The sequence below is a fragment of the Dyadobacter sp. CY326 genome (assembly GCF_021390515.1).
In the GTDB taxonomy this organism is placed as follows: domain Bacteria; phylum Bacteroidota; class Bacteroidia; order Cytophagales; family Spirosomataceae; genus Dyadobacter.
The window spans coordinates 68,115-91,529 of record NZ_JAJUXI010000005.1 but is presented as its reverse complement, the minus strand read 5'-3'; the positions used below and the strand labels follow the sequence as shown (position 1 = coordinate 91,529).

26 protein-coding genes and 1 tRNA gene are annotated in these 23,415 nt (G+C 41.9%); 16 read left to right on the top strand and 11 right to left on the bottom strand.

The features are described from left to right. Window positions 1–74 precede the first annotated feature (74 nt). From LZG73_RS11045 to budA, 4 genes are all read right to left on the bottom strand, one after another. Entirely contained in the window at window positions 75–563 is a 489-nt protein-coding gene (locus LZG73_RS11045) for a hypothetical protein (RefSeq protein WP_233848809.1), read from the bottom strand. Window positions 564–789: 226 nt separating this feature from the next. Further along, on the bottom strand, window positions 790–1,317 hold the full coding sequence (locus LZG73_RS11040) for an REP-associated tyrosine transposase (RefSeq protein WP_233848808.1): 528 nt from the start codon (window positions 1,315–1,317) through the stop codon (window positions 790–792). A 229-nt stretch (window positions 1,318–1,546) separates the two neighbouring features. Continuing rightward, complete coding sequence (locus LZG73_RS11035) at window positions 1,547–2,563, bottom strand: alpha/beta hydrolase (protein ID WP_233848807.1); 1,017 nt, start codon at window positions 2,561–2,563, stop codon at window positions 1,547–1,549. 36 nt (window positions 2,564–2,599) lie between these two features. Beyond that, entirely contained in the window at window positions 2,600–3,385 is a 786-nt protein-coding gene (budA, locus tag LZG73_RS11030) for an acetolactate decarboxylase (protein ID WP_233848806.1), read from the bottom strand. Window positions 3,386–3,667: 282 nt separating this feature from the next. Between budA and LZG73_RS11025 the strand changes: the two genes are divergently transcribed. The 7 genes from LZG73_RS11025 to LZG73_RS10995 all read left to right on the top strand — a co-directional run bounded on the left by LZG73_RS11025 (window position 3,668) and on the right by LZG73_RS10995 (window position 11,628). Further along, window positions 3,668–4,876, top strand: coding sequence for a dipeptidase (locus LZG73_RS11025; RefSeq protein WP_233848805.1), 1,209 nt, complete (start codon window positions 3,668–3,670; stop codon window positions 4,874–4,876). Between the two features lie 122 nt (window positions 4,877–4,998). Further along, window positions 4,999–7,008, top strand: coding sequence for a 1,4-alpha-glucan branching protein GlgB (gene glgB, locus LZG73_RS11020; protein WP_233848804.1), 2,010 nt, complete (start codon window positions 4,999–5,001; stop codon window positions 7,006–7,008). Window positions 7,009–7,122: 114 nt separating this feature from the next. Then, complete coding sequence (locus LZG73_RS11015) at window positions 7,123–7,806, top strand: hypothetical protein (RefSeq protein ID WP_233848801.1); 684 nt, start codon at window positions 7,123–7,125, stop codon at window positions 7,804–7,806. 24 nt (window positions 7,807–7,830) lie between these two features. Continuing rightward, window positions 7,831–8,502, top strand: a complete 672-nt coding sequence (locus LZG73_RS11010) for an NUDIX hydrolase (protein ID WP_233848799.1) — start codon at window positions 7,831–7,833, stop codon at window positions 8,500–8,502. Window positions 8,503–8,610: 108 nt separating this feature from the next. After that, window positions 8,611–8,685: transfer RNA gene (locus tag LZG73_RS11005), tRNA-Arg, on the top strand. 246 nt (window positions 8,686–8,931) lie between these two features. Then, window positions 8,932–10,158, top strand: a complete 1,227-nt coding sequence (locus tag LZG73_RS11000; protein ID WP_233848797.1) for a site-specific integrase — start codon at window positions 8,932–8,934, stop codon at window positions 10,156–10,158. A gap of 291 nt (window positions 10,159–10,449) precedes the next feature. After that, window positions 10,450–11,628 carry a hypothetical protein gene (locus LZG73_RS10995; RefSeq protein ID WP_233848796.1) on the top strand — a complete coding sequence of 393 codons (1,179 nt, stop codon included), beginning with the start codon at window positions 10,450–10,452 and terminating at the stop codon, window positions 11,626–11,628. A gap of 65 nt (window positions 11,629–11,693) precedes the next feature. Here LZG73_RS10995 and LZG73_RS10990 read toward each other — a convergent pair whose 3' ends face one another. Both LZG73_RS10990 and LZG73_RS25675 read right to left on the bottom strand, forming a co-directional pair. Then, window positions 11,694–11,951, bottom strand: coding sequence for a hypothetical protein (locus LZG73_RS10990; protein ID WP_233848795.1), 258 nt, complete (start codon window positions 11,949–11,951; stop codon window positions 11,694–11,696). Between the two features lie 142 nt (window positions 11,952–12,093). Next, entirely contained in the window at window positions 12,094–12,315 is a 222-nt protein-coding gene (locus LZG73_RS25675) for an SOS response-associated peptidase family protein (protein ID WP_409014329.1), read from the bottom strand. Between the two features lie 125 nt (window positions 12,316–12,440). Between LZG73_RS25675 and LZG73_RS10985 the strand changes: the two genes are divergently transcribed. Together LZG73_RS10985 and LZG73_RS10980 are read left to right on the top strand one after the other, a co-directional pair. Continuing rightward, the gene (locus tag LZG73_RS10985; protein WP_233848794.1) at window positions 12,441–12,914 is read left to right on the top strand and encodes a hypothetical protein; all 474 of its coding nucleotides are present in this window, start codon (window positions 12,441–12,443) and stop codon (window positions 12,912–12,914) included. Window positions 12,915–13,059: 145 nt separating this feature from the next. Then, the gene (locus LZG73_RS10980) at window positions 13,060–14,598 is read left to right on the top strand and encodes a Fic family protein (RefSeq protein WP_233848792.1); all 1,539 of its coding nucleotides are present in this window, start codon (window positions 13,060–13,062) and stop codon (window positions 14,596–14,598) included. Window positions 14,599–14,644: 46 nt separating this feature from the next. On the opposite strand, the gene LZG73_RS10975 is transcribed toward LZG73_RS10980, so the two are convergent. The 5 genes from LZG73_RS10975 to LZG73_RS10955 all read right to left on the bottom strand — a co-directional run bounded on the left by LZG73_RS10975 (window position 14,645) and on the right by LZG73_RS10955 (window position 17,898). Beyond that, window positions 14,645–15,202, bottom strand: coding sequence for a hypothetical protein (locus LZG73_RS10975; protein ID WP_233848784.1), 558 nt, complete (start codon window positions 15,200–15,202; stop codon window positions 14,645–14,647). Between the two features lie 148 nt (window positions 15,203–15,350). Then, window positions 15,351–15,806, bottom strand: coding sequence for a hypothetical protein (locus tag LZG73_RS10970; protein WP_233848782.1), 456 nt, complete (start codon window positions 15,804–15,806; stop codon window positions 15,351–15,353). 2 nt (window positions 15,807–15,808) lie between these two features. Beyond that, the gene (locus LZG73_RS10965; RefSeq protein ID WP_233848780.1) at window positions 15,809–16,261 is read right to left on the bottom strand and encodes a hypothetical protein; all 453 of its coding nucleotides are present in this window, start codon (window positions 16,259–16,261) and stop codon (window positions 15,809–15,811) included. A gap of 30 nt (window positions 16,262–16,291) precedes the next feature. Next, window positions 16,292–17,107, bottom strand: coding sequence for a DNA-formamidopyrimidine glycosylase family protein (locus LZG73_RS10960; RefSeq protein WP_233848779.1), 816 nt, complete (start codon window positions 17,105–17,107; stop codon window positions 16,292–16,294). A gap of 8 nt (window positions 17,108–17,115) precedes the next feature. Then, window positions 17,116–17,898: a DNA-formamidopyrimidine glycosylase family protein gene (locus LZG73_RS10955; RefSeq protein ID WP_233848776.1), complete on the bottom strand. Its 783-nt coding sequence runs from the start codon at window positions 17,896–17,898 to the stop codon at window positions 17,116–17,118. Window positions 17,899–18,211: 313 nt separating this feature from the next. On the opposite strand from LZG73_RS10955, the gene LZG73_RS10950 reads away from it, so the two are divergent. The 7 genes from LZG73_RS10950 to LZG73_RS10925 all read left to right on the top strand — a co-directional run bounded on the left by LZG73_RS10950 (window position 18,212) and on the right by LZG73_RS10925 (window position 23,221). After that, window positions 18,212–18,598 (top strand): hypothetical protein, encoded by a 387-nt coding sequence (locus LZG73_RS10950; RefSeq protein WP_233848774.1) that lies wholly within the window; start codon window positions 18,212–18,214, stop codon window positions 18,596–18,598. A 5-nt stretch (window positions 18,599–18,603) separates the two neighbouring features. Continuing rightward, the gene (locus LZG73_RS10945) at window positions 18,604–18,930 is read left to right on the top strand and encodes a hypothetical protein (protein ID WP_233848773.1); all 327 of its coding nucleotides are present in this window, start codon (window positions 18,604–18,606) and stop codon (window positions 18,928–18,930) included. A gap of 287 nt (window positions 18,931–19,217) precedes the next feature. Next, on the top strand, window positions 19,218–19,703 hold the full coding sequence (locus tag LZG73_RS10940) for a hypothetical protein (RefSeq protein WP_233848771.1): 486 nt from the start codon (window positions 19,218–19,220) through the stop codon (window positions 19,701–19,703). Between the two features lie 16 nt (window positions 19,704–19,719). Next, the gene (locus LZG73_RS25670; protein ID WP_409014328.1) at window positions 19,720–19,971 is read left to right on the top strand and encodes a hypothetical protein; all 252 of its coding nucleotides are present in this window, start codon (window positions 19,720–19,722) and stop codon (window positions 19,969–19,971) included. A gap of 70 nt (window positions 19,972–20,041) precedes the next feature. After that, window positions 20,042–20,578 carry a hypothetical protein gene (locus tag LZG73_RS10935; RefSeq protein WP_233848769.1) on the top strand — a complete coding sequence of 179 codons (537 nt, stop codon included), beginning with the start codon at window positions 20,042–20,044 and terminating at the stop codon, window positions 20,576–20,578. Between the two features lie 318 nt (window positions 20,579–20,896). Continuing rightward, a complete protein-coding gene (locus LZG73_RS10930; RefSeq protein ID WP_233848768.1) occupies window positions 20,897–22,462 on the top strand; it encodes a M12 family metallopeptidase in 1,566 nt (521 codons plus the stop codon). A 252-nt stretch (window positions 22,463–22,714) separates the two neighbouring features. After that, window positions 22,715–23,221 carry a hypothetical protein gene (locus LZG73_RS10925; RefSeq protein WP_233848766.1) on the top strand — a complete coding sequence of 169 codons (507 nt, stop codon included), beginning with the start codon at window positions 22,715–22,717 and terminating at the stop codon, window positions 23,219–23,221. The last annotated feature ends 194 nt before the right edge of the window (window positions 23,222–23,415 follow it).

Below are 23,415 nucleotides of genomic sequence, written 5' to 3'. Positions count from 1 at the left end.
GTCAAAGTTTTGAATAAATATTGTAATTCAGGCCAGCAATATATGCATTCAATTCAAAAGTTGCCACATTGTAATTAAGGCCGAAACAGCCCGCTGTGATACGAAGGCACATAAGTTGCCAAAAAAAACTTACGGAAAGCCTTGTCATTTCTCACAAACGCCCCGACATCCAGTCCACGGAAGGCGAGAATGCTAATCTTGGAAAACTGCACGCGCTCATTGCCACTGCGGCGAATGATCATCAGCGTATCGCCATGTCTTTTTCCACCAGATTTTATTTTGAAACTGAATGAGTCCCCATTGGGCAAGGAGCCGGGAATGTGGTAACTGGCCGGATCTCCATCGAGAGAGGCTTTCACCATCACAGCATAATTGCACTTTCGTAATCCATACTTTCGCAGCGGGATGCGATACACATTCCCGGAGCTTGAATCGAATGTAATGTTGGCAATGCGAAGCTCACGGCATTGCATATTCGTAGATGTAAAAGTGCTTTGTGCATGGCAATGAAGGGAGACGAAAGCAAAGGCAAGCCAGGCAACAAAGCGTAATAAATTTTTCATGGCTAATAAAATGATATGGAATTTCGAGTTGTTGATCGCATTTGAATCAACAGTTCAAAATTCCATAATTCGGTCGCCATAGAAAATCAACAATTTTAATGATGCGTTGGCGCGAAGGTCCCACCTTCGTGACGATTATTTGCAGGCCTCTGGCCGATGAAGCAGTTTTACTTCTCCGGCCGGAGGCCTCAGAATATTAGGCACGAAGGTGGGACCTTCGCGCCAACTAACATAAGATTTTTAGTTTTGTTTCTTTATTGGCGCTGCTGTAAATGTAATGTTGCGGCTCTTCCACGATGCCAGCCTTTACCGGGTTGTTCCAAATATATCTTGCACGTTGATTAATCCAATTGTTAGAAATTAGGTTTATGGGATGATTTGAGTGTTGCCAAAACTGAAACTCGCATCTTCCACCCTTGCCTTTGGCAAAATAGCGGAAAAGATAAAGCATCCATTCTTTGCGGCTTTCTTTCGGATTCTCCTGAATCAGCCGAATCATTTCCTTGGCAGAGAAGCTTTTGAAATCACGGATGATCGCTCCAACATTGCCGTTTTTTGCAGAGCAGATCATGTGAACGTGATTGGTCATAATGACGAACTCATACACTTCAAGTCCCTTATGATCAATGCAGTAATTAAGGTTTTTGATGATTTCATCCGCGTAGAGCGGTCTGGTGAAGACGTCGATCCAGCCAACAGTCGTCATGGTAACGAAGAACAATCCTCCTTTAAAGAACTTGTATTTTTCAGACATAATTTTACGTTTCTGATTTAGACGCAGAAGCTTAAATTACGTCACGTAATGATTTTGGACGCTGTGACAAACCTCCCACAAGCGCTGGCGCGAAGGTCCCACCTTCGTGCCTAATATTGTGAGGCCTCTGGCCGTGGGAGTGAGAATCTTTTTTACACTTTCGGCCGGAGGCCTTAAAATAATCAGCACGAAGGTGGGACCTTCGCGCTATCGGACCTTCGCGCTATCGTTACTTCACGTTGCGTTTGGCCCAGTCGAAAATCGTTGTATAAACTTCCTCGCGGACGGGTTTTCTGGAAAGGATCAAGTCGTGCATCCCGCCTGGAATGGCTTGAATGCTATATTGGCCAACAATATTTTGTGCCTGGCGAGCGATTTCCTGAACGTTCAGCACGGCGTCGCCGGTGAAGAATGTGTCGCTCCATTTTTTTTCGTCAATGGATTTGACAGCATGCAGAACGAGAACAGGCTTGTCAATTTGCAAACCTTGCGACAATTTCGATTGGCCGAGATGAACGGCACGGATCCAACCGAAATTGACCGGCGGGACAATGTGCGGCTTCCAACCGAGATTATAACTCCATTCTCCATACGCGTCCTTATGCAAGCTTTCGCCGTATAATTCGCTTATTCCTGCGCTTATGGCCGTTTCCGGATGTTTTTCTGCTCGTTTGACAATCACCGGAAGCGCAGTTTTTTTCAAGCCCGACGCATTCAAATCGAACATAGGACTGTTCAGCAAGATGGCCTCAAACAGCTCATTGCCATTGCGAGCGGCGGCGTAAAGGGAAACGGTCAATCCGCCAAGAGAATGTCCGCTCAGGAGGATCTTGTCCGAACCTTCACTTTTCATAATGTGCAGAACCGTGTCAATGTCGGCGAAATATTCCGAGAGGTCGCGGACATTATTGAATTTCTGATTGGCGAGAAACGACCGTCCATATTTGCGTAAGTCGACGGCGTAAAAGTTGTAACCTTCTTTAATGTATCGCTCGGCCATTTCTTCCTGAAAGAAATAGTCATTGAAACCATGCACATAAAGAACGGCTTTGTTGCTTTTTTCAGGCGTTTGCTTCTTAATGATCGTGCAAGTTACACTTCCTTCATAGTCAGACGGTTGCACAATGGTTGCTTGTCTGAAACCGTGTCCCAGAATATCAGCGTAATAGGTGACCTGTCCATTTGCGGAGCCGCAACCCAGGAGGATCAGGGCGAAGATGAATATGTTTTTTGAGAAAAAATACATGATTATCGAGAATCTACGTCGCGGCAAAAGTTGAATTTACTCGATTTTTTTTAGTTCGGCACCGCGGTCGGGTTTGAGGTTTACATTCCGAAATTCCGCATTGGTGTTATTTTCAATGGTAAACCCTTTCGTAAAATCAATTTCAACGGCGACAGCATTTGTACTGAACTTAAAGATATGACCGCCAGCCTTTAAATCACCCGAAAGATAATGCAAATGAAAACCTGGAACATTGGTCCGGGCAAGATAAGGCGGGAGCAGGAATCCAACGCACGTTCCGGTTGTGTTCGTGTAATTGAAAAGCTTCTGATTTTCGCCAAGATGTGCGGTTAATGTCTTGTATGGCGGCTTTGCCGGGCTTGCAGCACGGGTTGTCATGCTTGAAAATGTGCCGGTTATTTTAATTGCATAAATGCTGTTTTCATTCAATTTATTGACCAAAAGCTCCTGAATTTTTTCATAAGTCAAATTCGGCTCTTTAAAATAAATCACCGTATCGCTTTTGAAAAACTTGACAAAAGCAGCCGACGTGCTGTCCGCGTCAGGCGCTTCTTTCACACTGCCGTCCGAGCTCATTTTGTAAACCCGACCTTTATGCATAATCAACTCACCATCCACTTTATTGAATGTCCCTACACCGAAATCTCCTTTCGCTTTCAGTTTTCCGATAGTCAGATCTCCATCAAAAACGCCCGCCATTAATGCATCAATGATCGAATATTGATACATAAAATCCTGCTCTCGAGCATTCGGATTTTTACCCGATCTTGAAACCGATTTTTGGGGAGAATGACAACTTTGCAAACCAGCTAAGGCAAACATTACGAATGCAATTGATAAGGCATTGAAAGTGATTTTTAAGGAAAGTTTTATCATCGAAAATAGAGGAAATGGTTTCGTTAGCGCTGCGTCGGCTTTGTTAAAATGCAAATTAAATCTTGTCTGCTCAGTAAGGCAACATTTGAATAAATAAATGCAGTTTAATAGAACCATGATGATGTTATTTAGGAGAAAATGAAGGAAAAGTGGTCGTGAGTTGATAAATCAGAAAAAAAGACACAACTTAAAAAGAGATCAAATTCCTTTAACCAATCACTCCTGAATATGAAAAAGCTGTTACTCTTGTTATCGCTGCCAGTCCTCTCGCTGGCGCAAACTGCCCCGGTGAAAATGTCACCTAAGGCTGCTAAAATCCATGAAAAAGCCCTCACCATCGACACGCACGCCGATGTGCCGATCAATATGATGAAGCCGGGTTTTGACATTGCTGTGGAACATGATTATGAAAAGGACCGATCGCAGATTGATTTCCCGCGGATGATCAAAGGCGGCATGGACGGCATGTTTTTCGCGGTTTATCTCGGACAAGGCAAACGTTCGGATGAGGCGAATGCAGAGGCTAAGAAAAAAGCATTAGCAATTTTTGACAAAATACATGAATCCGTAAAATTGAATCCGGCCGTTGCAGGCATTGCGACCACTTCAAAAGATGCCTATCGGCTGCAAAAAGAAGGAAAGCGGGCGGTTTTTATCGGCATGGAAAATGGCTGGCCAATTGGAAAGGACATTTCAAATCTCAAACAATATTACGATCTCGGCCTGCGCTATGTAACATTGTCACATTCGTCCAATAACGACATTTGCGATTCATCAACTGATGGCGATGGCCCGGAACACAATGGATTGAGCGCTCTGGGAGAGGATGTTGTGAAAGAAATGAACAGGTTGGGAATGATGGTTGACATTTCCCACGTCTCCGATTCTACGTTTTACGATGTAATCAAATTAACAAAGGCGCCGGTTATTGCATCGCATTCCTCGTGCCGCGCATTGTGCGATGTGCCGCGCAACATGACCGATGATATGATCAAAACTTTGGCAAAAAACGGAGGCGTAATTCAGATCAATTTTGTGCCGGGTTTTGTCAAAAAACCTTCGCAGCCGCATGAAATGTCACTCAAAGCATTGCGGTTGAAAATCCGTCAGACGGATCTGTCCGATGCTGATAAAAAAGCGCTTCGTGATGAAATGAAGGCCATTAATGAAAAATACAAGTCGGACATGCCGACGCTGAAAGAGGCGGTTGACCACATTGAGCATGTGATTAAGCTGACGAGCGTTGACCATGTTGGCATTGGCATGGACCTGGACGGCGGCGGCGAGGTGATCGGCCTGCAAGATGTAAGCCAGATCGGCGGCATAACAGAAGAATTAGTACAAAGAGGTTACTCAGCGAATGAGATCCAGAAAATCTGGGGTGGTAACATAATGCGTGTGCTTGACCAGGTAGAAAAAGCTGCTGGCGCAATGTAATTATGCCGCTGTATTTGATGGAATTAGCTATTGGGCCTAAAAAAATATATACATTTTAAGAAATAGTTTAATAAAATTGCAAATCTTACATGCTCGTAAGAATTTAAAAATGTGTATTTCAAATGGCTAAGTCAACAGGAAAAAAAAAGACAGACTCACTCCCAGATCTTGCTGAAAACAAATTGGACATTGTCCGGGATCACGGGTTGAATGCGGTGGAAACTGTTAGCCGTTTCACAGAATTTGATATTCACCTGTTTCGCCAGGGGAAGCATTATAAGCTTTACGAGAAGCTGGGTTCGCACGTAATGGAAGTAAAAGGCGTCACCGGAACTTACTTTGCGGTGTGGGCGCCTAATGCAAGTTACATTTCGGTTATTGGCAATTTTAATGGCTGGAATAATGGCACGCATGCGCTTGCAGCCAGATGGGATAGCTCCGGGATATGGGAAGGCTGGATTCCGGATATCGGGGTAGGAGAGGTTTACAAATATTACATTGTTGCGCAAAACGGTCAGTCTCAGGAAAAATCCGATCCATTTGCGTTATGGTGCGAAGTTGCACCGCGCACAGCGTCCATTGTTTGGGACACCTGGTATGAGTGGAATGATGCCGACTGGATGAAAATCCGGAAGGAAAAAAACAAGCTGAATGCGCCTATCTCGGTTTATGAAGTGCATTTGGGCTCCTGGCAGCGCGATCCTTCCGATCCTGAAAGATATTTGACCTACAAAGAAATTGCGGTCAGTCTCGTTCCCTACGTGAAGGAAATGGGCTTTACGCACGTGGAACTGATGCCTATTATGGAGCATCCTTACCCGCCGTCGTGGGGTTATCAGATAACGGGTTATTTTTCGTGCGCCTCCCGCATGGGAACGCCTCAGGAGTTAATGTATCTGATTGATCAGCTTCATCAGGCAGGAATCGGCGTTTATGTGGACTGGGTGCCGTCACATTTTCCGGGCGACGCACACGGATTATTTCGCTTCGACGGCACGTCGCTTTACGAGCATGAAGATCCGAGAAAAGGCTATCACCCGGATTGGAAAAGCTACATCTTCAATTACGGACGTGACGAAGTAAGGTCGTTTTTGATCAGTAACGCCATTTTTTGGTTGGACAGATATCACACGGATGGTCTTCGTGTAGATGCCGTTGCTTCAATGCTTTATCTGGATTATTCGAGAAAACACGGCGAATGGATTCCGAACGAATTCGGCGGTCGTGAGAACTTGGAGGCCATCTCTCTGCTCAGAGAAATGAACATTGCAGCGTATACGGAATTTCCTGACATTCAAACCATTGCAGAAGAGTCCACAGCTTTTCCGGGCGTTTCTCGTCCGGTGTTCGTGGGCGGTCTTGGTTTTGGTATGAAGTGGATGATGGGCTGGATGAATGATACATTAAAGTATTTTGAAAAAGATCCTTCTTTCCGCAAATGGCATCAGGACCAGCTGACATTCAGCTTGGTATATTCGTTTTCGGAGAACTTTATGCTGCCATTTTCTCATGATGAAGTTGTTTACGGCAAAAAATCTTTGATCAATAAGATGCCGGGCGACGAATGGCAGAAGTTTGCCAATCTGCGGTTAATGTTCACCTACATGTTTACCCATCCGGGCACGAAGCTCATGTTCATGGGCTGCGAGTTCGGGCAGACTTCCGAATGGGCTTTCCAGCGAAGCCTCGACTGGCATTTACTTGACAATCCGGCACATAAGGGAATGAAAGCATGCGTGACTGCTTTGAATAAATTATACAAAACGGAGCCAGCCATGTACGATTATTCCTTCTCGCACGAAGGCTTCGAGTGGATTGATACACAGGATCGAGAAAATTCGGTTCTGGTATTTGCAAGAAAGGCGATGGACCCGAATCAGGATGTTGTAGTTGTGCTGAACTTGACGCCTGTTCCCAGACATGGATATCGCGTTGGCGTGCTTTCGGAAGGAACGTGGGCGGAGATTTTCAATTCAGATGAAACGTCATATGGCGGAAGCGGCATGACAAATGGAGGCCCGGTAACATCCGAAGGTCATCAATGGCATGGAAGAAGCAATTCTGTGATCTTGGATTTGCCGCCGATGGGTGCAATTGTTGTTAAGAAAAAATCATCAGGCATAGGAATTTAAGGTGTTTGCCGCCGTTTAAATAAATTGTAACCATACTTAAGGCAGAGATGGACTTCTCTGCCTTATTTTTTTGTACATTTTTTTACCTTTGCCCATCACATCACATTAAAATCAATGAAAAGCTTCCGATTAATAGTACTTTTTATTTTTATTGGTTCAATTCAGGGGTTTACACAAAGTCTTTCCCGTGTAACATCCGGCATTGATCTGGGGCTTGGGTATCAGGATAAAGAATGGGTGCCGTCGATCATGTATCATCAGGAATTAAGCCTTGCAAATTTTCAATGGTTTAGAATCGGCTGGGGCATTCGGACGTGGGGATATTATGCAGGCAGGACCAATTTGCTGCCAAAAGACAATGCACTATCACAGGACACACTGAAATTCGGAAGGCTGACTGCAAATGGCGCAAGTTTTTTATTAGGCGCAAATGTCAGGCTTTGGAAATTTGACATTGGCGCCAACACCGACATCTTCGGACTTGCATTTGGATTGCGGAGAAACGGACTTTACACCAAACCAACGTTTTCGGAAGGAGAGGGCGCAGAATATTATAATAAATACGTAAAAAGCAATCCAGCCACACTCAATTTGCTTCCCCTGGCGCTGGACAATCAGAACGGTCAGTCGGAAATATTTCTTCGCTACTGGATTACTGATAGAGTTGGTTTGAAACTGGGCTATACAAAAGGCAGGATCGTTTATGCAACCGAAGCTAAGCTTGACAATGGGCAAAAGCGGTTCAGCAAGAGTTATGGTGTTCCCTACGTTGCCGTTGCGTTTCCTTTGTATAATTAATGTGCGGCGCACAGCCATCATATCATGAGCGAAAAGCTTACCGACTCTCATAAATACAATCTTTGGACAAACAAGCTTCAAAGTAACGGACTCGAAATCCATCATATCGACGAACTTTATAGCCGCAGGAATGGCAAAGGAGAAATTCTTTTTTCGTTATTGTTAACAGACGCAACGACACCGGAAGGCAACAAAATTCCACCGATTTGTTTTTTAAAAGGTGAAGTTGTCAGCGTTTTGATATGTTTCATTGATGCAAAAACAAAGGAAAAGTATCTTCTGCTGGTTCAGCAACGCAGGATTTGTGACGGGTCCATGACTTACGAGCATCCGGCCGGAATGCTGGACAGTGAAAGCGACGCAGCGGCTGTTGCTGCGAGGGAAGTGTTTGAAGAAACTGGAATAACCGTACAAAAAGAACAGCTTGTTCAAGTAAATAAAGAACCATTTTACCCGTCAACAGGCACGAGTGACGAGGCAATGTACATGTTTTACTGTGAACTGGAACTGAGCGCCGAAGCGATCCATTCCTATGACAATCAGACGCAAGGCCTAATTTCCGACCACGAATACATCAAAACCCAGGTGGTGCCATTTGTCGAAGGTCACCGTTTGATCAACAATGTCAACGGCGTCCTGCTGGACTATCTTTATCTGAAAGATGTTAAAGATTGGGAGCTGCTGAAACAACTATAAGGCAACATTTACTCGAAAAATGGCAACTAATTTTCCGATCATGTTGCTCGAAAGACAAAATACAGCCTATATTTGCACCCCGTTACAGGCTCAAGTCCTGCAAAAAAAGCACCCATAGTTCAATGGATAGAATTTCGGTTTCCGGTACCGACGATATGAGTTCGAATCTCGTTGGGTGCACCAGATAGCTTATCAAAAACAATCAAAACCCTGCAAATCAATGATTTACGGGGTTTTTGTTTTTTGAAAAAGTGTCAAAATATGCAATTATTGACAAAATTCTGGTGAGTTATTCGGGAGTCAGCTCCAAAAGCGGAATTGACTCACCAGAAATGGTGTAACGTATTGTATAACAGATGGTTTAGCTCGTAAACATCTTGATTTTTTCAGACTGCAAACCTACTTTTATTCACATAAAAAAAGTATGTTATGCTTAGTAAAACATTTAATCTGCTCTTTTATTTAAAAAAGCCCAAAAACTATGTTGGTGGCAAAATGCCAATCTACATTCGAATTACAACTGATGGTTGTCGTTTCGAGTTAGCCGCAAAAAGAGATTGCGAGCCGGAGAAGTGGAATTCACAATCAGGGCGATTAGCTGGCACGAAACAAGAAGTTCGAAGTGTAAATGCCTACCTCGATAGTTTGCAAACCAAGGTTTACGAAGCCCATAGGAGACTGATCGATTCAGGCAAAGAGGTGAATGCGGAATCCATCAGAAACGTGCTACTTGGAATAGAGGACCGTCCAAGAATGATAATGGCAATTTTCAAAGAGCATAACGATGAGATGCAGGCACTCATTGGGAAAGACTTTACAAGGAGCACTTATAACCGATATGAAGCAGCGTTCAGAAACGTGAAGGAGTTTTTACTTTTTAAATACAAAGCTGCGGATGTAAGTTTAGATAAACTGGACTACAGTTTGATCACGGCCTATGCGTTCTATTTGAAAGGGAAGAGAAATATTTCGCACAATACGACCATGAAATACCTCGTCTACTTTAAGAAGATAGTGCTGCTGTGCGTAAAGAGTGGATGGATAGTTCGTGACCCTTTTTTCGCTTTTAGCATGGCTAAACAAGAAGTGGATAGAAGACCACTGGATGAGATTGAGCTTGCAGCAATAGTTGATAAGAAATTTCCGAATGAACGGTTGCGGAAAGTTCGAGATATTTTCGTCTTCTGCTGTTACACTGGACTTTCTTATGTTGATGTTCAAAAATTGAAGCGATCAGAGATGATTGATGGCTTTGACGGCAAGAAATGGCTGTCCATAAAAAGACAGAAGACGGATACTCGTTCGAAAATTCCTTTGTTGCCAGTTCCTTTAAAGATCTTGGAGCTATATTCGGAACATATTCAATGCATCAGTCAAGATAGGTTGTTACCTGTAATGACAAACCAGAGAATGAATTCCTATTTGAAGGAAATTGCAGACGTGTGTGGAATTGAACGGAATATTACCTTCCATTTGGCTCGGCATACCTTCGCAACAACGGTTACGTTGTCGAATAACGTGCCGATCGAGAGTGTCTCTAAAATGCTGGGTCACAAAGATTTGAGAACAACACAGCACTACGCAAAAATCATTGATAAGAAGGTCAGCAATGACATGGAAGCATTGCGTTTCAAGCTTGAATCAAAGGGGATTTGAAAAAGGGTCCTGTAAATTCCTGCAAGGGATCTGTCTAATAGACTCGGTTAGTTCGACAATAAAACTCGGCAAAAGTGCAGCTAAATAAGTGTCCCTATTATTTAAGAATTTTTTAAAGCCGCCAAAAGCTTACGGCATAATGGCGGCTTTTTCTATTGTAAAGAATAGCAAAAGCAAAGCCGCCAGCTCTCCGGGCGCTTATTCCGTTTCCTTACTTTCATAGGCAAAGCTTCGAGTTTTACATCTCCTTGACCAAGGGCGTTAGGGGTGTCATTTAACTGGAGTGATTGTATGGAGGGATTTGCATTAGAATGGTTGGATCGTGTGGTTAATAAATTCAACCCTGCACAAGCGAGTTTTGCCGATTTTGAAGAGCATCGTTTGCAAGACTTTTCGGAGGAGGTGATGGAAGAAAAGGGAAGACAGATTGCTTATTTAAAGAAGCTCACATTTCAATATCCTAAAAAGCGAAAATTTCAGGAGGTTTTAGATTCATACTTCGGTGCGTTGAATAGCTTGATTGACAATGCAGAATCCAATTTAACGCTGGTTCCTATTGCGTCAGTGATTCCAAAGAGAGCTCTCGAATTGGTTACCGCTAACTTGGCAGACATTCATGCATTCCTTTTGGAGCGATACTCAGTCAGTCTAGCTCTGGATGTTCCATTAAGGAAATACCATTTAGCAGTGCCAAGCATTGATTTTGCTCAGCCAGTAGATAGCAGCTTACTAATTGGTTATCCATCGCTCTTGTCATTATTAAAGGAATTATTTACCAAGGCGTTCGATGCAGAAAACCTGCCGAACATCACTTCGCGTCAAGTGGATTATTGGAAAGGTCTAAACGAACTGATTCGCGGAAATCAAGGAAGAATTGCGGGTGACGAATATTTTTGCAATCTGGAATTGCTACTCATTGAGAGGAATTTCAACTCAACAAAGTTTGCTAGATACCTGACTGATCGCTTTACAAGTCAGCTCGAGGAACTTGCGTCTGGTGACATTAGGATCAAGCATTTGGCCTACATTCAAAAGTTATTTAATCAAATTCCGGTAATCAAAGACTTAGCCTACGATAGACAATATGATGACCTATCCCTGACAATCAACAAATGGTTTATCTGCGAAATTGAATTTAGGTCGCGCAGCAATACTGAGAAAGTTTGTGAGTCAACGGCCATGGAAATCAAGTCATCTGGCTATGTAAGGAAGACTGCGGATAAGGTACTTTGCAAGTTAACCGTCGATCAATTGGCTATTTTTTTCAAAGCAGCTGATCAGTCAAAAATTATTGCAGGTAAATCTCTTTCTGCCATATTCCAGGCAGTTGCGCCATATCTATCAACGCCTTACAAGGAGGACATTTCTCACGGCAGTTTACGATCAAAAAGTTACTCGGCTGAGAGACGTGATAAGGAACTAGTTCTGGAATATATCGCTAAACTGATGCGTCAGATTGAAGAGCTTTAAACAGGAATAATTCTTACTCCTTTTCCTAAATAGAGGTAGGTGTGTCTCATAAATTTGCTGGGTGATCATCCACGTCTTAATCTCGAAGCGGTCCTTGTTTTGGTAATCATCCAAAGCAAAACCCTATTCTGTAAAGGAATGATTTCGGGAGATAGATTGAGTGTTCCGGTTTTCGTTTTCTTGACATCTTCAACCTTCTTTAACTCCATACATTGATAATAAATCGAAAGGAGGTCTTCATAGGGCTTTATTGCTTCGGGCACGTTTGTGTCAAGTCTAGCATAGTAAAATTCCGTCAATGACTCTATAAGTCTCCGTTTCATCGTCTGGATATTGATAAACCATTAAGCTTTTCATTTCATCCTCTGTTAAATCCGTCACAAGCCAAGCCAATGCGGCATTTCCTTTTAAAACTAGTGTTGACGCTTATCGTCATTATGAACCTCCGCTAGTAATGGGCTGGCGTCAGTCGTGACAATACTTCAACGTTTTAATGCGATTCCATTCAATGCAAATTCCGCCAAGCACAAAATATTTCTTATTCTTCGGCTTGATATACCAACTTTCATGTTCTTTACTATTAAGATCCAGGTAGTGGGGTTCGAAAAATCCGGTAAAAATGACTACGCACCGATTCTGCCAATAAGGGCAATACGAGGATCTTTCAAATAATTCATTATGGTACAAGTCAAGTAATCGGGATGCCGGAAATTGAGAAATAGCCTTGCCTTTTTGGAATTGGATAAACTTTCTTCAAATTACCTATTCATCTTTTGACTACGTTGAACAGCATGCCGATAAACACCGAAAATTTGGACAAAACAGTTTTTATCCTTTATCGTGGAGATGATGATCAGCAGACACCGATAGCGGCGTTTAGCGAACTTGAAGTTATTGAGACATTAATAGCAAAACTCAACAGATTTATCGAAGGTGGTGCTGATTTGAAAACAATTCCTTTGCAACACTGCAAGCTAGAAGTGGACAAATATGCCGATTTGGTGAAATCTGGTAAAACACCCTACTACATTTCATTACACCGTGATGGTGGTTTGTTTGATCCTTGGGACCTTCTGAGTGACAACCTGGACGAACCGACACCAGAATCCTATTTCGATCACATTATTGCAATGCGTGACGCAGAAACAATCAACCCGGACAAACAATGGGGTGTAGGAGGCACATTTTGGGTAGACGATCCTAAACAAGCAATAAAGAAGGCTAATGATCTTCGAAAGGTGTTATTTAAAAAATTCAAGGTGCCTTTAACCAGAGATCGTCACTAGTTCATTGTATTACCATGCCAGTTAATCATGGAATGCGCTTGTTAAACTTAATGATATTAAATTATATGTTTTGCACAAATTAGGTTCATCAATATATATTTTACCGGGTTGTAAGCGGTTTACAAGAATTTGGGTAACTTGTGTTATGGTGAATCACTACCTTTCAGTGTTGAAAAATGACTTCCAGGGAAGACCAACTCCTGAGCTAGCCTACCTTGCAGGATATGGAGCAATAATAAATCACTATAATCTCAAAACGCCCATCCCACACATCTTATCCTTGGTCAGTACTAAGCATAGGAAGTATGAAAATGAGTTGTGGAGGGTTTTTACTCCAAGACATATGCCAGTCGATACGCTGATTGGTCATTTGACATTCGCAATGAAATATGAGGGAATCGAGCTGGGGGTCTTGAAAGCTTTATTTACTCATGTGACTGGTGATGTGATTATCCACGAGATATTAAAAGAACCAACAGGGCAATACAGTAGAAAGGTTTGGTTCCTTTATGAGTGGCTATTAGATCAAAAGCTAGATATACCTGATATCCATACAGGAAACTATGTTGAGCTAGTAGATGAAACATTACAATATTCCTTAAATGCCAATGTTCAAAATTCAATGCGGCACCGCATACGCAATAACCTTCCAGGGGTAAAGGATTTCTGTCCAATGATCCGGCGGACAACATTGATAGATAAGTTTATAACATCAGGGTTAGCCCAACAGGTGAAAAAGATTATCGACCACGCTGATCCAGTGTTACTTGCCCGCTCGTGTACCACCCTCGGTTTTCAAGAATCGAATTCAACTTTCGCAACTGGGGAAATTCAAGTGAAGGATTCAAAGACGGAAAGATGGTCACGCATCCTTAGACAGGCCGGGAATCTCCCTGTGTCAAAAGAAGAGCTAATTCGGTTGCAGAATTCCCTATTCCACACGGCCAGATTTTTGACACCTGGTTACAGGACTGATGAAAGCTTCGTAGGAGATCGTGATAGAAGATATGGAACCATTCTTCCTAAGCACTTGCCAGCAAAGGCTCACGACCTTGATCAATTGATGGATGGGCTTTTCCAGACCTGCGAAGTACTCGAAAGGGATGCTGAATTTGATGGAGTTTTAGCTACAACCCTTATCGCTTTTGGATTCATTTTCATTCATCCATTGGACGATGGGAATGGAAGGATACACCAGTATCTTATGCATCATGTGCTAGCTCGGAAAAAGTTTTTCGTTAAAGAAATGATCTTTCCGATTTCATCCACAATCCTAGCTAGAATAAACGAGTATGATGAGCTTTTAAGGCACCATTCGCATGAACGCCTTGGACTTGTCGATTGGACAACCGGGGCAGATGATCAATTAGCAATTACCAATGACACAATTGACTTGTACCGTTATTTTGACGCCACTTTGCTAGCAGAGTTTTTATACGGCTGTGTCCAAGAAACGGTAGAGAAAAAATTGCCTGATGAGCTGGCATATCTCGACAAATATGACCGGATGAAACACTATTTAGATAATCATTTTGAGATGCCAGACAGGTTAATCGCAAACCTTGTTATGGCGTTAAATCATTCAGGAGGAACCCTCACGAGAAACGTCGATGGAGTATTAAACAAATTAACAGAACAAGAAGTAGAAATGATTGAGCAAAAATACGCTGAGATTTTTATTTAAGATTCTGTAAGCTCGTCCGGACGTAACTTAAAAGAATTCTTTTTGTTTACAGGTTCTCACGAAATAACGGCAGAGAATCTTCTAACCCTAATGAAATTGTCTGTTCTATCTCTCCTGTGAGGTTATTCGTTAACAACAAATCCAGTTTTTCGATTAGAAAAGGAATATTCATGTCTAGCCCGCGAGGAAGACCGTACACCTGAGTCTCTTGGAGTGGTTTGCCATCAAGGGTAAGTGCAAAGTCTGGCAAGGGGACCATGTCAAGTTGATCAACCAATCTTTGTTTATGTAATTTGTAGTGTTTGTTTCGCGTAACGACGATGATATCACTCGTATCGTCAGCCCCGTCTTTGTAATTCAGGACCATTCGAGAAAAAGTCATCTCAAAAAACCTCAGGTGAGCATTCCGAAATTTATCCAGGATTATTTCAATTGGTTCTAGAACTGTCATTGTACCAATTGGTATCAAGAGTTTGTCGGCAATAGCTGAGGAGTTTTCATAACGCATCATAGTGGGATGGTTGAGCAACTGTTCCCGCACCTTAGATGGAATAGTGATCGCAACTGTAAGCGTGCAAACATCTTTCATGGTTAAGTCGACCATTTGATTAAGAGTATCACACCATGAATTTTCGAGCAATGAAGCCCAATGTTAGGCGAAATACTTGTACAGACTCATAAATATAACATTTATAGGTTGTCGTAATACTAATTCTTCTAGAAATGAAAAGCCTAAGGAAAAAACCATGCCTCTACCTTTTCTTTTTCAATTCATTATTTTTTTCTAGGAATGCGTAAAAGGCTTTCTGAAATCCTTCAAATGGTTGGATCTGCGAGGGGACTAGTGGTAAATTATTCTTTGTTAAGGCATAATAAAACTGCCCGAATGCATGTGCTTGACTTAAATCGCAGCATTCTTTTAAAAGGTTAAGCGCATTTTTCGAGGGTCCTCTTAGGAGACGGGAAGGTTCATCTAATTCGAAGATTGTAACGTATTTACAGCTAGACAGCCAGTGGCTTTGTTCATCTTGTTCAATCAGAAGCGTAAGTTTACTTAGAATGTGTAGAATGCCCTTCTTATAATCGCCAATGCTTGTTTCCACCTTCAAGCCAGCTTCATTTCCCAATTCACCAAGTGTGTAGAGTCCTAATCTTTGATCATTAAACTCAGTTGTGCTGGCAATTACGCCATGAATGTGATACGCCATATCTAATTTAAAGAGTAAGATATTCTAATTTTTTCAAGGAAAGTCTCAGCTTTATAATCATACTTCATTGTAGGGGTCTTATCCATCCCTGTCAAGGGTAGAGAATGCTCTTTGCAAAGTAGCACGTAAATACCGAATGCATGTGCCTGAGCTAACTCATGACATTTCATTAGCAGTGCGATAGACGGATCAAAATTCTTATCGGATAGAAGTAAATCTGGGGCAATTTCAAAATCGGAAATATAGCTTGAATGAACTGCTGGGTGAAACATATCTGTCATAAACCCCCCGAAAATGATTTCGGTAATGATCGAAAGAACACTGTTTTCGTACTTTACGTATTCTGATGACACGGTGATCGCGGGCTTACCTAACTTTCCAGCGGTAAATGTTTTGATCATCGAAGAATCAACCTCGAATTGAGTATTAGCAGCAGAGAGAATATAAAAACTCATTTATTAACCATTTAAATTAATCGGAATCATTTACAATGCCCTACCAAATAGGTGCAACTTTGGTTCGTAAAGTACTTGGTTTGCAGTCCAGTAAGTTTTTGCTTTTGCAACCTGACCTGTGAAAATTTCGTATCCATCTGGATCGTTTTTTCTTTTGGAGTTATGAACTTTCATAAAGTCTCTTTTTTCAATCATTAATGCATCAGGGCCAGTAACTTCTCTAATCTCCTTTTCTGCATTTATCAACACCGATTCAATAGCTGAAATCAGCTCTTCTATTTTACTATCTGGAATCAAATACGCGAAGGATGCAGGTGATACCTTTGCTTCCCAGAGTATTTCATCGACATAAGCATTTCCTAAACCCCTGAAATATCTTGCGTTTGTCAATAAGGGCTTCACAAGCATTCGTTTGTTTTTCTGAAAAACCGATTTTACATAGTCAAATGTGAAACTGTCAGTAAGTACATCAGGTACGCTTGACTTGACAGGGTTTAAAACCAATTGAGTTCCCCCAGTCCAGTCTTGTATACCAAAACCTAAGCCCATCTCAAAAGTCATCTCCCAGATTCTCCACTTCACCTCGCCTTCGGCGGGAATCAAATATGGTCTGCCGCTCTGCATTAAATGAAGACCAACTGTCTTTTTATTATCAAAGTGCAGTTCTAGGGTTTTACCATTCCTTTCAATCCCCTTCAACTTTGCGCCGATGACAGCCGATATAATTTGGTCTTTCGGGAATTTCAGTTTCCTTTCCCAAATAATATTAAACTGGGTCAGCTTTTGTCCTTTAAAACGCGTTAAGAGATTATGTCGTAAAGTCAACAATTCGGGAACTTCGGGCATATGTGCTATTAGTATAAGTTTTGACTTTCAGTGTAATAAGTCCTGCCACTACCCAACTTGCCGACAATTATCTCTTCCCCTTCGGGAGAATGCGTTTTCTTTGGGTTATGGACAAATCGATGGTCCTTGTTTTCCATTTCAAAAACATCGTCAGAAGATTTCAACTTTTCCAATTCCGCTGTTGCTTCGACTGTTACGTCTTTAATGGCCTTATGGAGTTCTTTTACTTTGTCAGCTGGAATATTCTTTGAGACCGAGTAAGGAGAGATTTTTGCTGCCCATAAAATTTCGTCAGCATAAGCACTACCTATCCCCCTGATCCACTCCTGTTTCTGGAGCACTTCTTTGATCTTACCTCCTGTTTTAGCCAAAATCTTAGCAAGATATTCCAAAGTAAAATCGTCTCCCATGATATCTGGAATAGGAGGAATTTCCGGGTTCAAAATTGGTTTTGCCTGACCTAGTCCATCAAGGACAACAATGCCAGCACCATTTTCAAAGGTAAGTTCAAATATGGGATTCCTCAGATTTTGGTCCGTTGGAAGCAATATCATCTTTCCAGTCAGCATCATGTGAATACCCAATATCGCTTCGTTGTCGAACTTTAAATGCAGCTCCTTTCCGTTACGAATAACCGACTTCAACGTAGCTCCTTTGAGTGCCTCGTTAAATTCCTCTTCCGTAGCCTTAACACGTTTCTTCCATAATACTTCTATTCGTTTAAACTTCTGACCTTTAAAGTGCTTTTGCAAGGTCAACCCCACTATGTTGAGTTCTGGTACTTCTGGCATGACGAATTGGATTTTTGATTCTCAAATGTAGCAAGGTGTTGCTATTTTTCAGTAAGTTTCCAATGCAAATCGATAATCATAAATTGGGAACATGTATAGAAACCAAGGAGACCATAAATTTCATAGGTTACTTGATATGTGGTGCACATACTACAAGCAGGTAATCAATGGGCAGTGTTTTGTTTTTGGTCGAGTAAAAATCTTGCCTTGAATATCGAACTGGTCACAGGCAACCTTAAAGCAGCTGTCATTGAAGTAAGTTTTGTTCGGCAAGGTTATTTTGAATGAAATTGTAGAATTAACATTTGTCTTCATGCTGAACACGTCAGAAGCACTTATTGCCGAAATTACAGACTTTGAAATTCATGTTATAGACGATGTGACACTAGAAGAAACTGTCGGATCAGTTGCGCTTTCGGCATCGATTGAAATCAAGATCAATGAAAACTATTATGTTTTTGGTGGCCCAACGGCTTTCTTATCTATACCTAACCAAGGGGTAGACTTTTTTGGACATTTTGTGATGCGTTGTATGCAGGCTGTCGGGGTTACAAACACCAGGGATATGGAAGGTGAACTTGTAAAAGTGATTATAAGTGATGCCAAAGTTGTTGCAATAAGCTCCCTAAGAAATGATGCTTTTTTTTCACCCTTTACTGAATTTGCTCTCATTGACGAGAAATTCACACGAAACAAGTAGATATTATGGCAACGATTGACGAAAATTATGAAGGGCATAAAGACTGGACGGCTTGGTCTAGGCAAGAAATTATTGCTGATGAAGGCGAAACTTTACACGAAGTAGTTGAATTTATGAGGTCCCACCTCCAGCATTTTTCACGTACAGACTTAACATTTGACACCGGGGAAATTCAGCGCAAAGGAAACAGATACTATATCATACTTAGACCAGTAGATGGTCCACCTGCATATGTTCATTTTGGCAAAAATTTGGAGGCTTCGCGTTTCCAAGGACGGTGGTTTGATTATCCCGCATCGTCAGAATCAACCGATACAGACCAATTGAAATGAACCTTGACGCCAAGTTGATTTACGACGAGTGTGCCTCTAAGGATGATTAGTATTGCAAGATAATCGGTTATTTCTAATCGGGACTTAGAACAGATTGGATCTGGCAGTGATACCGTTGATGTCAGCGATAAAAAAGCAGCCAAGAAGATTACCTCCAAAGTGGCAGTTAAAGAAACACGCGAAAAACAAGTTGTTCCCGATGATAAAGAGGTGCCTGAGCCAGCCGCGGATGTCGCAGCGATTTTAGCCAAGGCTCCGAAAGGTAAATTGATAATACAATTAAGCCGATGCTGGCCACACTTGTAGATGCGCCTTTTGATGATGAAGGATACCAAAAGGATGTTACAGGCAAGGTACCCAGCTGGATGACCACTTATCTTTATCATAGCAATGATGAGCCGGAAGACAAGAATTATTTGATTGCAAACGATGAAGTGACCCTCTCATACATGGCTAATTTAGGGGCAATTGAAATCAATCCATGGAGGTCAACGACGGATAACCCCGATAATCCGACATGGTGCGTTATTGATCTAGATCCTGCCGACAAAACTACCTTTGATCAGGTCATTGAAGCGGCTCAGCTCACAAAGAGCGTATCGGACGAGCTCGGCGCGCAGTCCTACTCTAAAAAAAGTGGGTCAACCGAATCCATATCTATATCCCTTTTGCCGGCCAGTATACTTATGAGCAGTCCAAGGAATTTGCAAGGATCGTTGTCACGCTCGTTTACCGTCAAATACCAGAATTTCAAGCCTGGAAAGTGCAATTAAAGCAAGAAACGGTAAAATGTACCTGGACTTCTTGGAAAACCGTCCCGGAGCAACACTGGCAGCCCCGTACTCTGTTCGTCCAAAACCTGGCGCGACGGTTTCAATGCCTTTGAAATGGGAAGAAGTAAAACCTTGGCTTCGCATGTCAGACTTCACCATATTCAATGGAATGGATCGGCTACAAAACGAAAGGGATCTTTTTGCACCTGTTTTGGCCAAGGAATTGATTTGCATAAAATTGTTGGCAATGACCAGGTGCTACTTATGATGTGTCCTTGGAGGCGAGATATGCTAATGCACCTTCTAATCGAGTTTATTAACAACTAACACATTTTCTAATGATGAACCCCGCTAAGCTGAATGTTGTAATTCCTATATCTGATGAAATACGCGAAAGAGTTATTGCTAGTCTTCCTTTGTCTTTGGGCGAGTTAACAGGTTTTGCAGACCAGCATCTGGTTATTGGCCAATCGGAATTAAATAATAGTATTGAAAGCTTCAAGCAGACGCTCGAAGGCTTGGCCCTGGGACAGTTTCGTTTAGAGTTTGGATCTTTCAAAACGAGGACTTATCCTGCCCGGCAAAACCCATATGAAGTTACAGTAGCTATAAAAAAGACAAAGAAATATAATGCCTTTAAGGAGTCGTTAGTTCAGGGAATTAGAATGAAGCCCGTTAAAAATTCAGGATTGCTTATAGCAAGTGAAATTCCATTTTCATTCAATGAAGCAATGGATGCATTTTCCAATTTCAAACCCAAAAATACTATTTCATTTGTGGTGAACCGCCTTATACTTACAAATAACGTAAGTGGGGTTGTGGAAATCGATTTTTCAATTAGGCAGGAAAGTATGCCCTTATTCCCAATTCTGTAACGATGGTTATCGTTACCATGATCACTAAGTATTACTTGCTATCGGCCCAACGCATTTACTGAGGTCACTGCTATATTTAATTCGTTGGTAACTCACTGCCTGAGCAAATGCAACTCAGGTTTGTTTAACAAGCATAGTGCCCTTCTTTGAAAAATTGGTCGGTACTCGACTTACGATCAATATACAGCTCACCAAGCTAGCTCCAGCTTATTTTCTTTCATCGATTTTAACGGTGCCTTCATCGAGTATTTCCCGGCTGCATATAGTTGCTCGCCTACTTTCATGATGTAAATTGTAAACGATTAACTGATTGTCAACATGAAAGATCTCTTAACATCCAAAGCCGGAATTATCCTGATGATTATGACCTTTTTCTCTTGCCAGGAGATTGTAGAAAAAGAAACGGATAAGCCTTCAGATGGCAACAAATCAAACGAACATTTGGCACCTGAGGAAGCATTTCCCGGTAAGCAGGGCATCTTGAAAACCGCTAAACTTTATGGTCAGGACATTACTTATTCAGAAATAGATGGACAGGCAGTTTTTGAAGGCGACATTATTTTGTCCCCAGCACAGTTGAAAGCTGCAAACGCCCGCACAGATGGCACAGGCACGGATGTATACGAACAACTTTGGCCGAATGGGATCATCTACTATTCCGTTGATCCTAGTGTAGATGGTGCATTTGTTGAAGATGCCATTAAGACCGTAGAAGAATATACGCCTGTAAAGTTTGTTAAACCCAGAAAGGGACAAACAAATAATTTTGTAACCTTCAAAAGAGGAATTGGACTGAGTTCATCCGTTGGAATGATTGGTGGAGAGCAATTTATTACCGTAACCCTTTTTAGCAGTAAAGGGCAACTGATGCATGAAATCCTGCATACAATCGGCATGTTCCATGAACATACCCGCAAAGACCGTGATAACACCATTTTGGTTAAGTACGAGAACATCAAAGAGGGGTTTAAATACATGTTTGATACCTATGCAGCGCAAGGTTTGAAAGGATTTGAAGGGCGCGTCGGCTTTGATATAGCATCCATTATGATGCTTGATTCTTACGCATTTTCAAAAAATGGCCAGCCTACAATGCTGCTTAAATATGACGGAATGCCCTTTACTGTACAACGCGATGACTTGACTGTCTGGGATCGCATGACCATCATGACCATGTATACGCATATCCACTCCTTGCGGAGCGGCGAAAGTGATTTGGATCAGGTAAATATCAAAAATGGAAGGTTCTATTTTTATCTGTCAGATGATGTGAAACAAGTTGACGCAATGATCGAGGACGCCAAATTCATATATATAGTGTCCGAAGGATTTCTAAAAAAGATGCACGCTATCACCGGAAAGGCCACCACGCTGACCATTGGGCTTTCCGGCACCCGGGTTATGGCGGGGTTCAAGAATGGTGACCTGTTTTTGGTTCATCAGGGCATTCTAAAAAGAGTGAACACGACAACTGGTGCAGTCAGCGTAATAGGCAAACAAGTTTGGCAAAATGCCAGAGCCATGGCCTATCTGAACGGATTTTTATATATAGTCAGCGAAGACTATCTATACAAGGTCAACCCGGAAACGAGTGTTGCTGTATCCATGGGGGGAGGATTTAATGGTATAACTGAGCTTTTGGCCATGAAAGGCAGCTTATACTCCATGTCAGGCGCAGGCATTTATAAAATTCATCCGTCTACGGGTTATGCATCGCTGCTTGAAAAATTCGCCTACACCCCAACAGCGCAGCTAGCCGGATTCAATGGCAAATTGTATGTTACTGACGATCGGTATTTCTACGAGATTGATCAGAATGGAAACAAAAAAACCCTGGATAACTATTTTCTTTACAACAAACAATTGAGCGCTTACAGTGAATAGGAAGCTGCGAACGTTGCTGCAATTAAATCACTTAGCATTCGGATTATCGGTTTTTAATGGATGTTGCTCAATTTCCTTACCATTCACAAGTTTCAATTTGGCAGCCTATTGTTAAGGACATTTGCGAGGATTATGCTTGCCGCTTTTCAAGAAACTATCGACTGATGTTATTTAATTTCCTGCTAAGAAGTAAATATAGATTATAATGATATTTTTGGTGTCTAATATTTGATATTAAAGACATCAACAGGCATGGTAGGCAATAAAAATTTCCGGGATGACAGATATCTGAAAATAGGCGATGTGATTTTTATGGAGCCAGGAACGCCCGTACAATGCCCTGATTGCCCCAGATTTTTGGATGACCAAGCATCTCCCTATGCGCAAGGGACCTTCGACTCACTTGTAAAGCTTAATGTGCCACTTGAACGTAAGATGAATCTGGATACTATTCGGAGCACAATTTCAGACCAGATAAAAGGTCTTTTTGAGTATTACAACATCCCACTTGATGAGAGTATCATGAAACGTTTTCTAGCTAACCAAATGCCTGCTCTTGAAAACTGCTCATTCATAGTGCCTGCCGGCTTGTATCAGATTACAGATATAAAAATGCGCCCTAGATGTCAAAAGATCATGTTGACTTCCTATAAACCGGCTCCTAGACAGGCAGCATACAAAATATATGTTTTTCAAGGGGGATTTCATCAGACACACTCAGATAAGATCAAAGTTGTTATTGACCCCGATAACTTTTAAATTAAGACGTTCCAGCATCCTAAACATAATTTTATTTTCAGCGTGTTTACGTTTGAAGGCAACGGGGTAAATGAAAGGTCATAGAAAGCAGCCTAATATCGCTAAATCCAATGTATAGAAGTTGGGCTGGGCGCGTTTGCTTGAAGTTGTCAATAAGAAGCCCTGCTTTTAAAGACCAAGCACTTAAGTTTAGT

Bases quoted from the DNA above. Each gene is read 5' to 3' on its own strand.
- LZG73_RS11045 (WP_233848809.1), bottom strand. From the start codon at position 563: ATGAAAAATTTATTACGCTTTGTTGCCTGGCTTGCCTTTGCTTTCGTC.
- LZG73_RS11040 (WP_233848808.1), bottom strand. From the start codon at position 1,317: ATGTCTGAAAAATACAAGTTCTTTAAAGGAGGATTGTTCTTCGTTACC.
- LZG73_RS11035 (WP_233848807.1), bottom strand. From the start codon at position 2,563: ATGTATTTTTTCTCAAAAAACATATTCATCTTCGCCCTGATCCTCCTG.
- budA (WP_233848806.1), bottom strand. From the start codon at position 3,385: ATGTTTGCCTTAGCTGGTTTGCAAAGTTGTCATTCTCCCCAAAAATCG.
- LZG73_RS11025 (WP_233848805.1), top strand. From the start codon at position 3,668: ATGAAAAAGCTGTTACTCTTGTTATCGCTGCCAGTCCTCTCGCTGGCG.
- glgB (WP_233848804.1), top strand. From the start codon at position 4,999: ATGGCTAAGTCAACAGGAAAAAAAAAGACAGACTCACTCCCAGATCTT.
- LZG73_RS11015 (WP_233848801.1), top strand. From the start codon at position 7,123: ATGAAAAGCTTCCGATTAATAGTACTTTTTATTTTTATTGGTTCAATT.
- LZG73_RS11010 (WP_233848799.1), top strand. From the start codon at position 7,831: ATGAGCGAAAAGCTTACCGACTCTCATAAATACAATCTTTGGACAAAC.
- LZG73_RS11000 (WP_233848797.1), top strand. From the start codon at position 8,932: ATGCTTAGTAAAACATTTAATCTGCTCTTTTATTTAAAAAAGCCCAAA.
- LZG73_RS10995 (WP_233848796.1), top strand. From the start codon at position 10,450: ATGGAGGGATTTGCATTAGAATGGTTGGATCGTGTGGTTAATAAATTC.
- LZG73_RS10990 (WP_233848795.1), bottom strand. From the start codon at position 11,951: ATGAAACGGAGACTTATAGAGTCATTGACGGAATTTTACTATGCTAGA.
- LZG73_RS10980 (WP_233848792.1), top strand. From the start codon at position 13,060: ATGGTGAATCACTACCTTTCAGTGTTGAAAAATGACTTCCAGGGAAGA.
- LZG73_RS10975 (WP_233848784.1), bottom strand. From the start codon at position 15,202: ATGGTCGACTTAACCATGAAAGATGTTTGCACGCTTACAGTTGCGATC.
- LZG73_RS10970 (WP_233848782.1), bottom strand. From the start codon at position 15,806: ATGGCGTATCACATTCATGGCGTAATTGCCAGCACAACTGAGTTTAAT.
- LZG73_RS10965 (WP_233848780.1), bottom strand. From the start codon at position 16,261: ATGAGTTTTTATATTCTCTCTGCTGCTAATACTCAATTCGAGGTTGAT.
- LZG73_RS10960 (WP_233848779.1), bottom strand. From the start codon at position 17,107: ATGCCCGAAGTTCCCGAATTGTTGACTTTACGACATAATCTCTTAACG.
- LZG73_RS10955 (WP_233848776.1), bottom strand. From the start codon at position 17,898: ATGCCAGAAGTACCAGAACTCAACATAGTGGGGTTGACCTTGCAAAAG.
- LZG73_RS10950 (WP_233848774.1), top strand. From the start codon at position 18,212: ATGCTGAACACGTCAGAAGCACTTATTGCCGAAATTACAGACTTTGAA.
- LZG73_RS10945 (WP_233848773.1), top strand. From the start codon at position 18,604: ATGGCAACGATTGACGAAAATTATGAAGGGCATAAAGACTGGACGGCT.
- LZG73_RS10940 (WP_233848771.1), top strand. From the start codon at position 19,218: ATGCTGGCCACACTTGTAGATGCGCCTTTTGATGATGAAGGATACCAA.
- LZG73_RS25670 (WP_409014328.1), top strand. From the start codon at position 19,720: ATGTACCTGGACTTCTTGGAAAACCGTCCCGGAGCAACACTGGCAGCC.
- LZG73_RS10935 (WP_233848769.1), top strand. From the start codon at position 20,042: ATGATGAACCCCGCTAAGCTGAATGTTGTAATTCCTATATCTGATGAA.
- LZG73_RS10930 (WP_233848768.1), top strand. From the start codon at position 20,897: ATGAAAGATCTCTTAACATCCAAAGCCGGAATTATCCTGATGATTATG.
- LZG73_RS10925 (WP_233848766.1), top strand. From the start codon at position 22,715: ATGGTAGGCAATAAAAATTTCCGGGATGACAGATATCTGAAAATAGGC.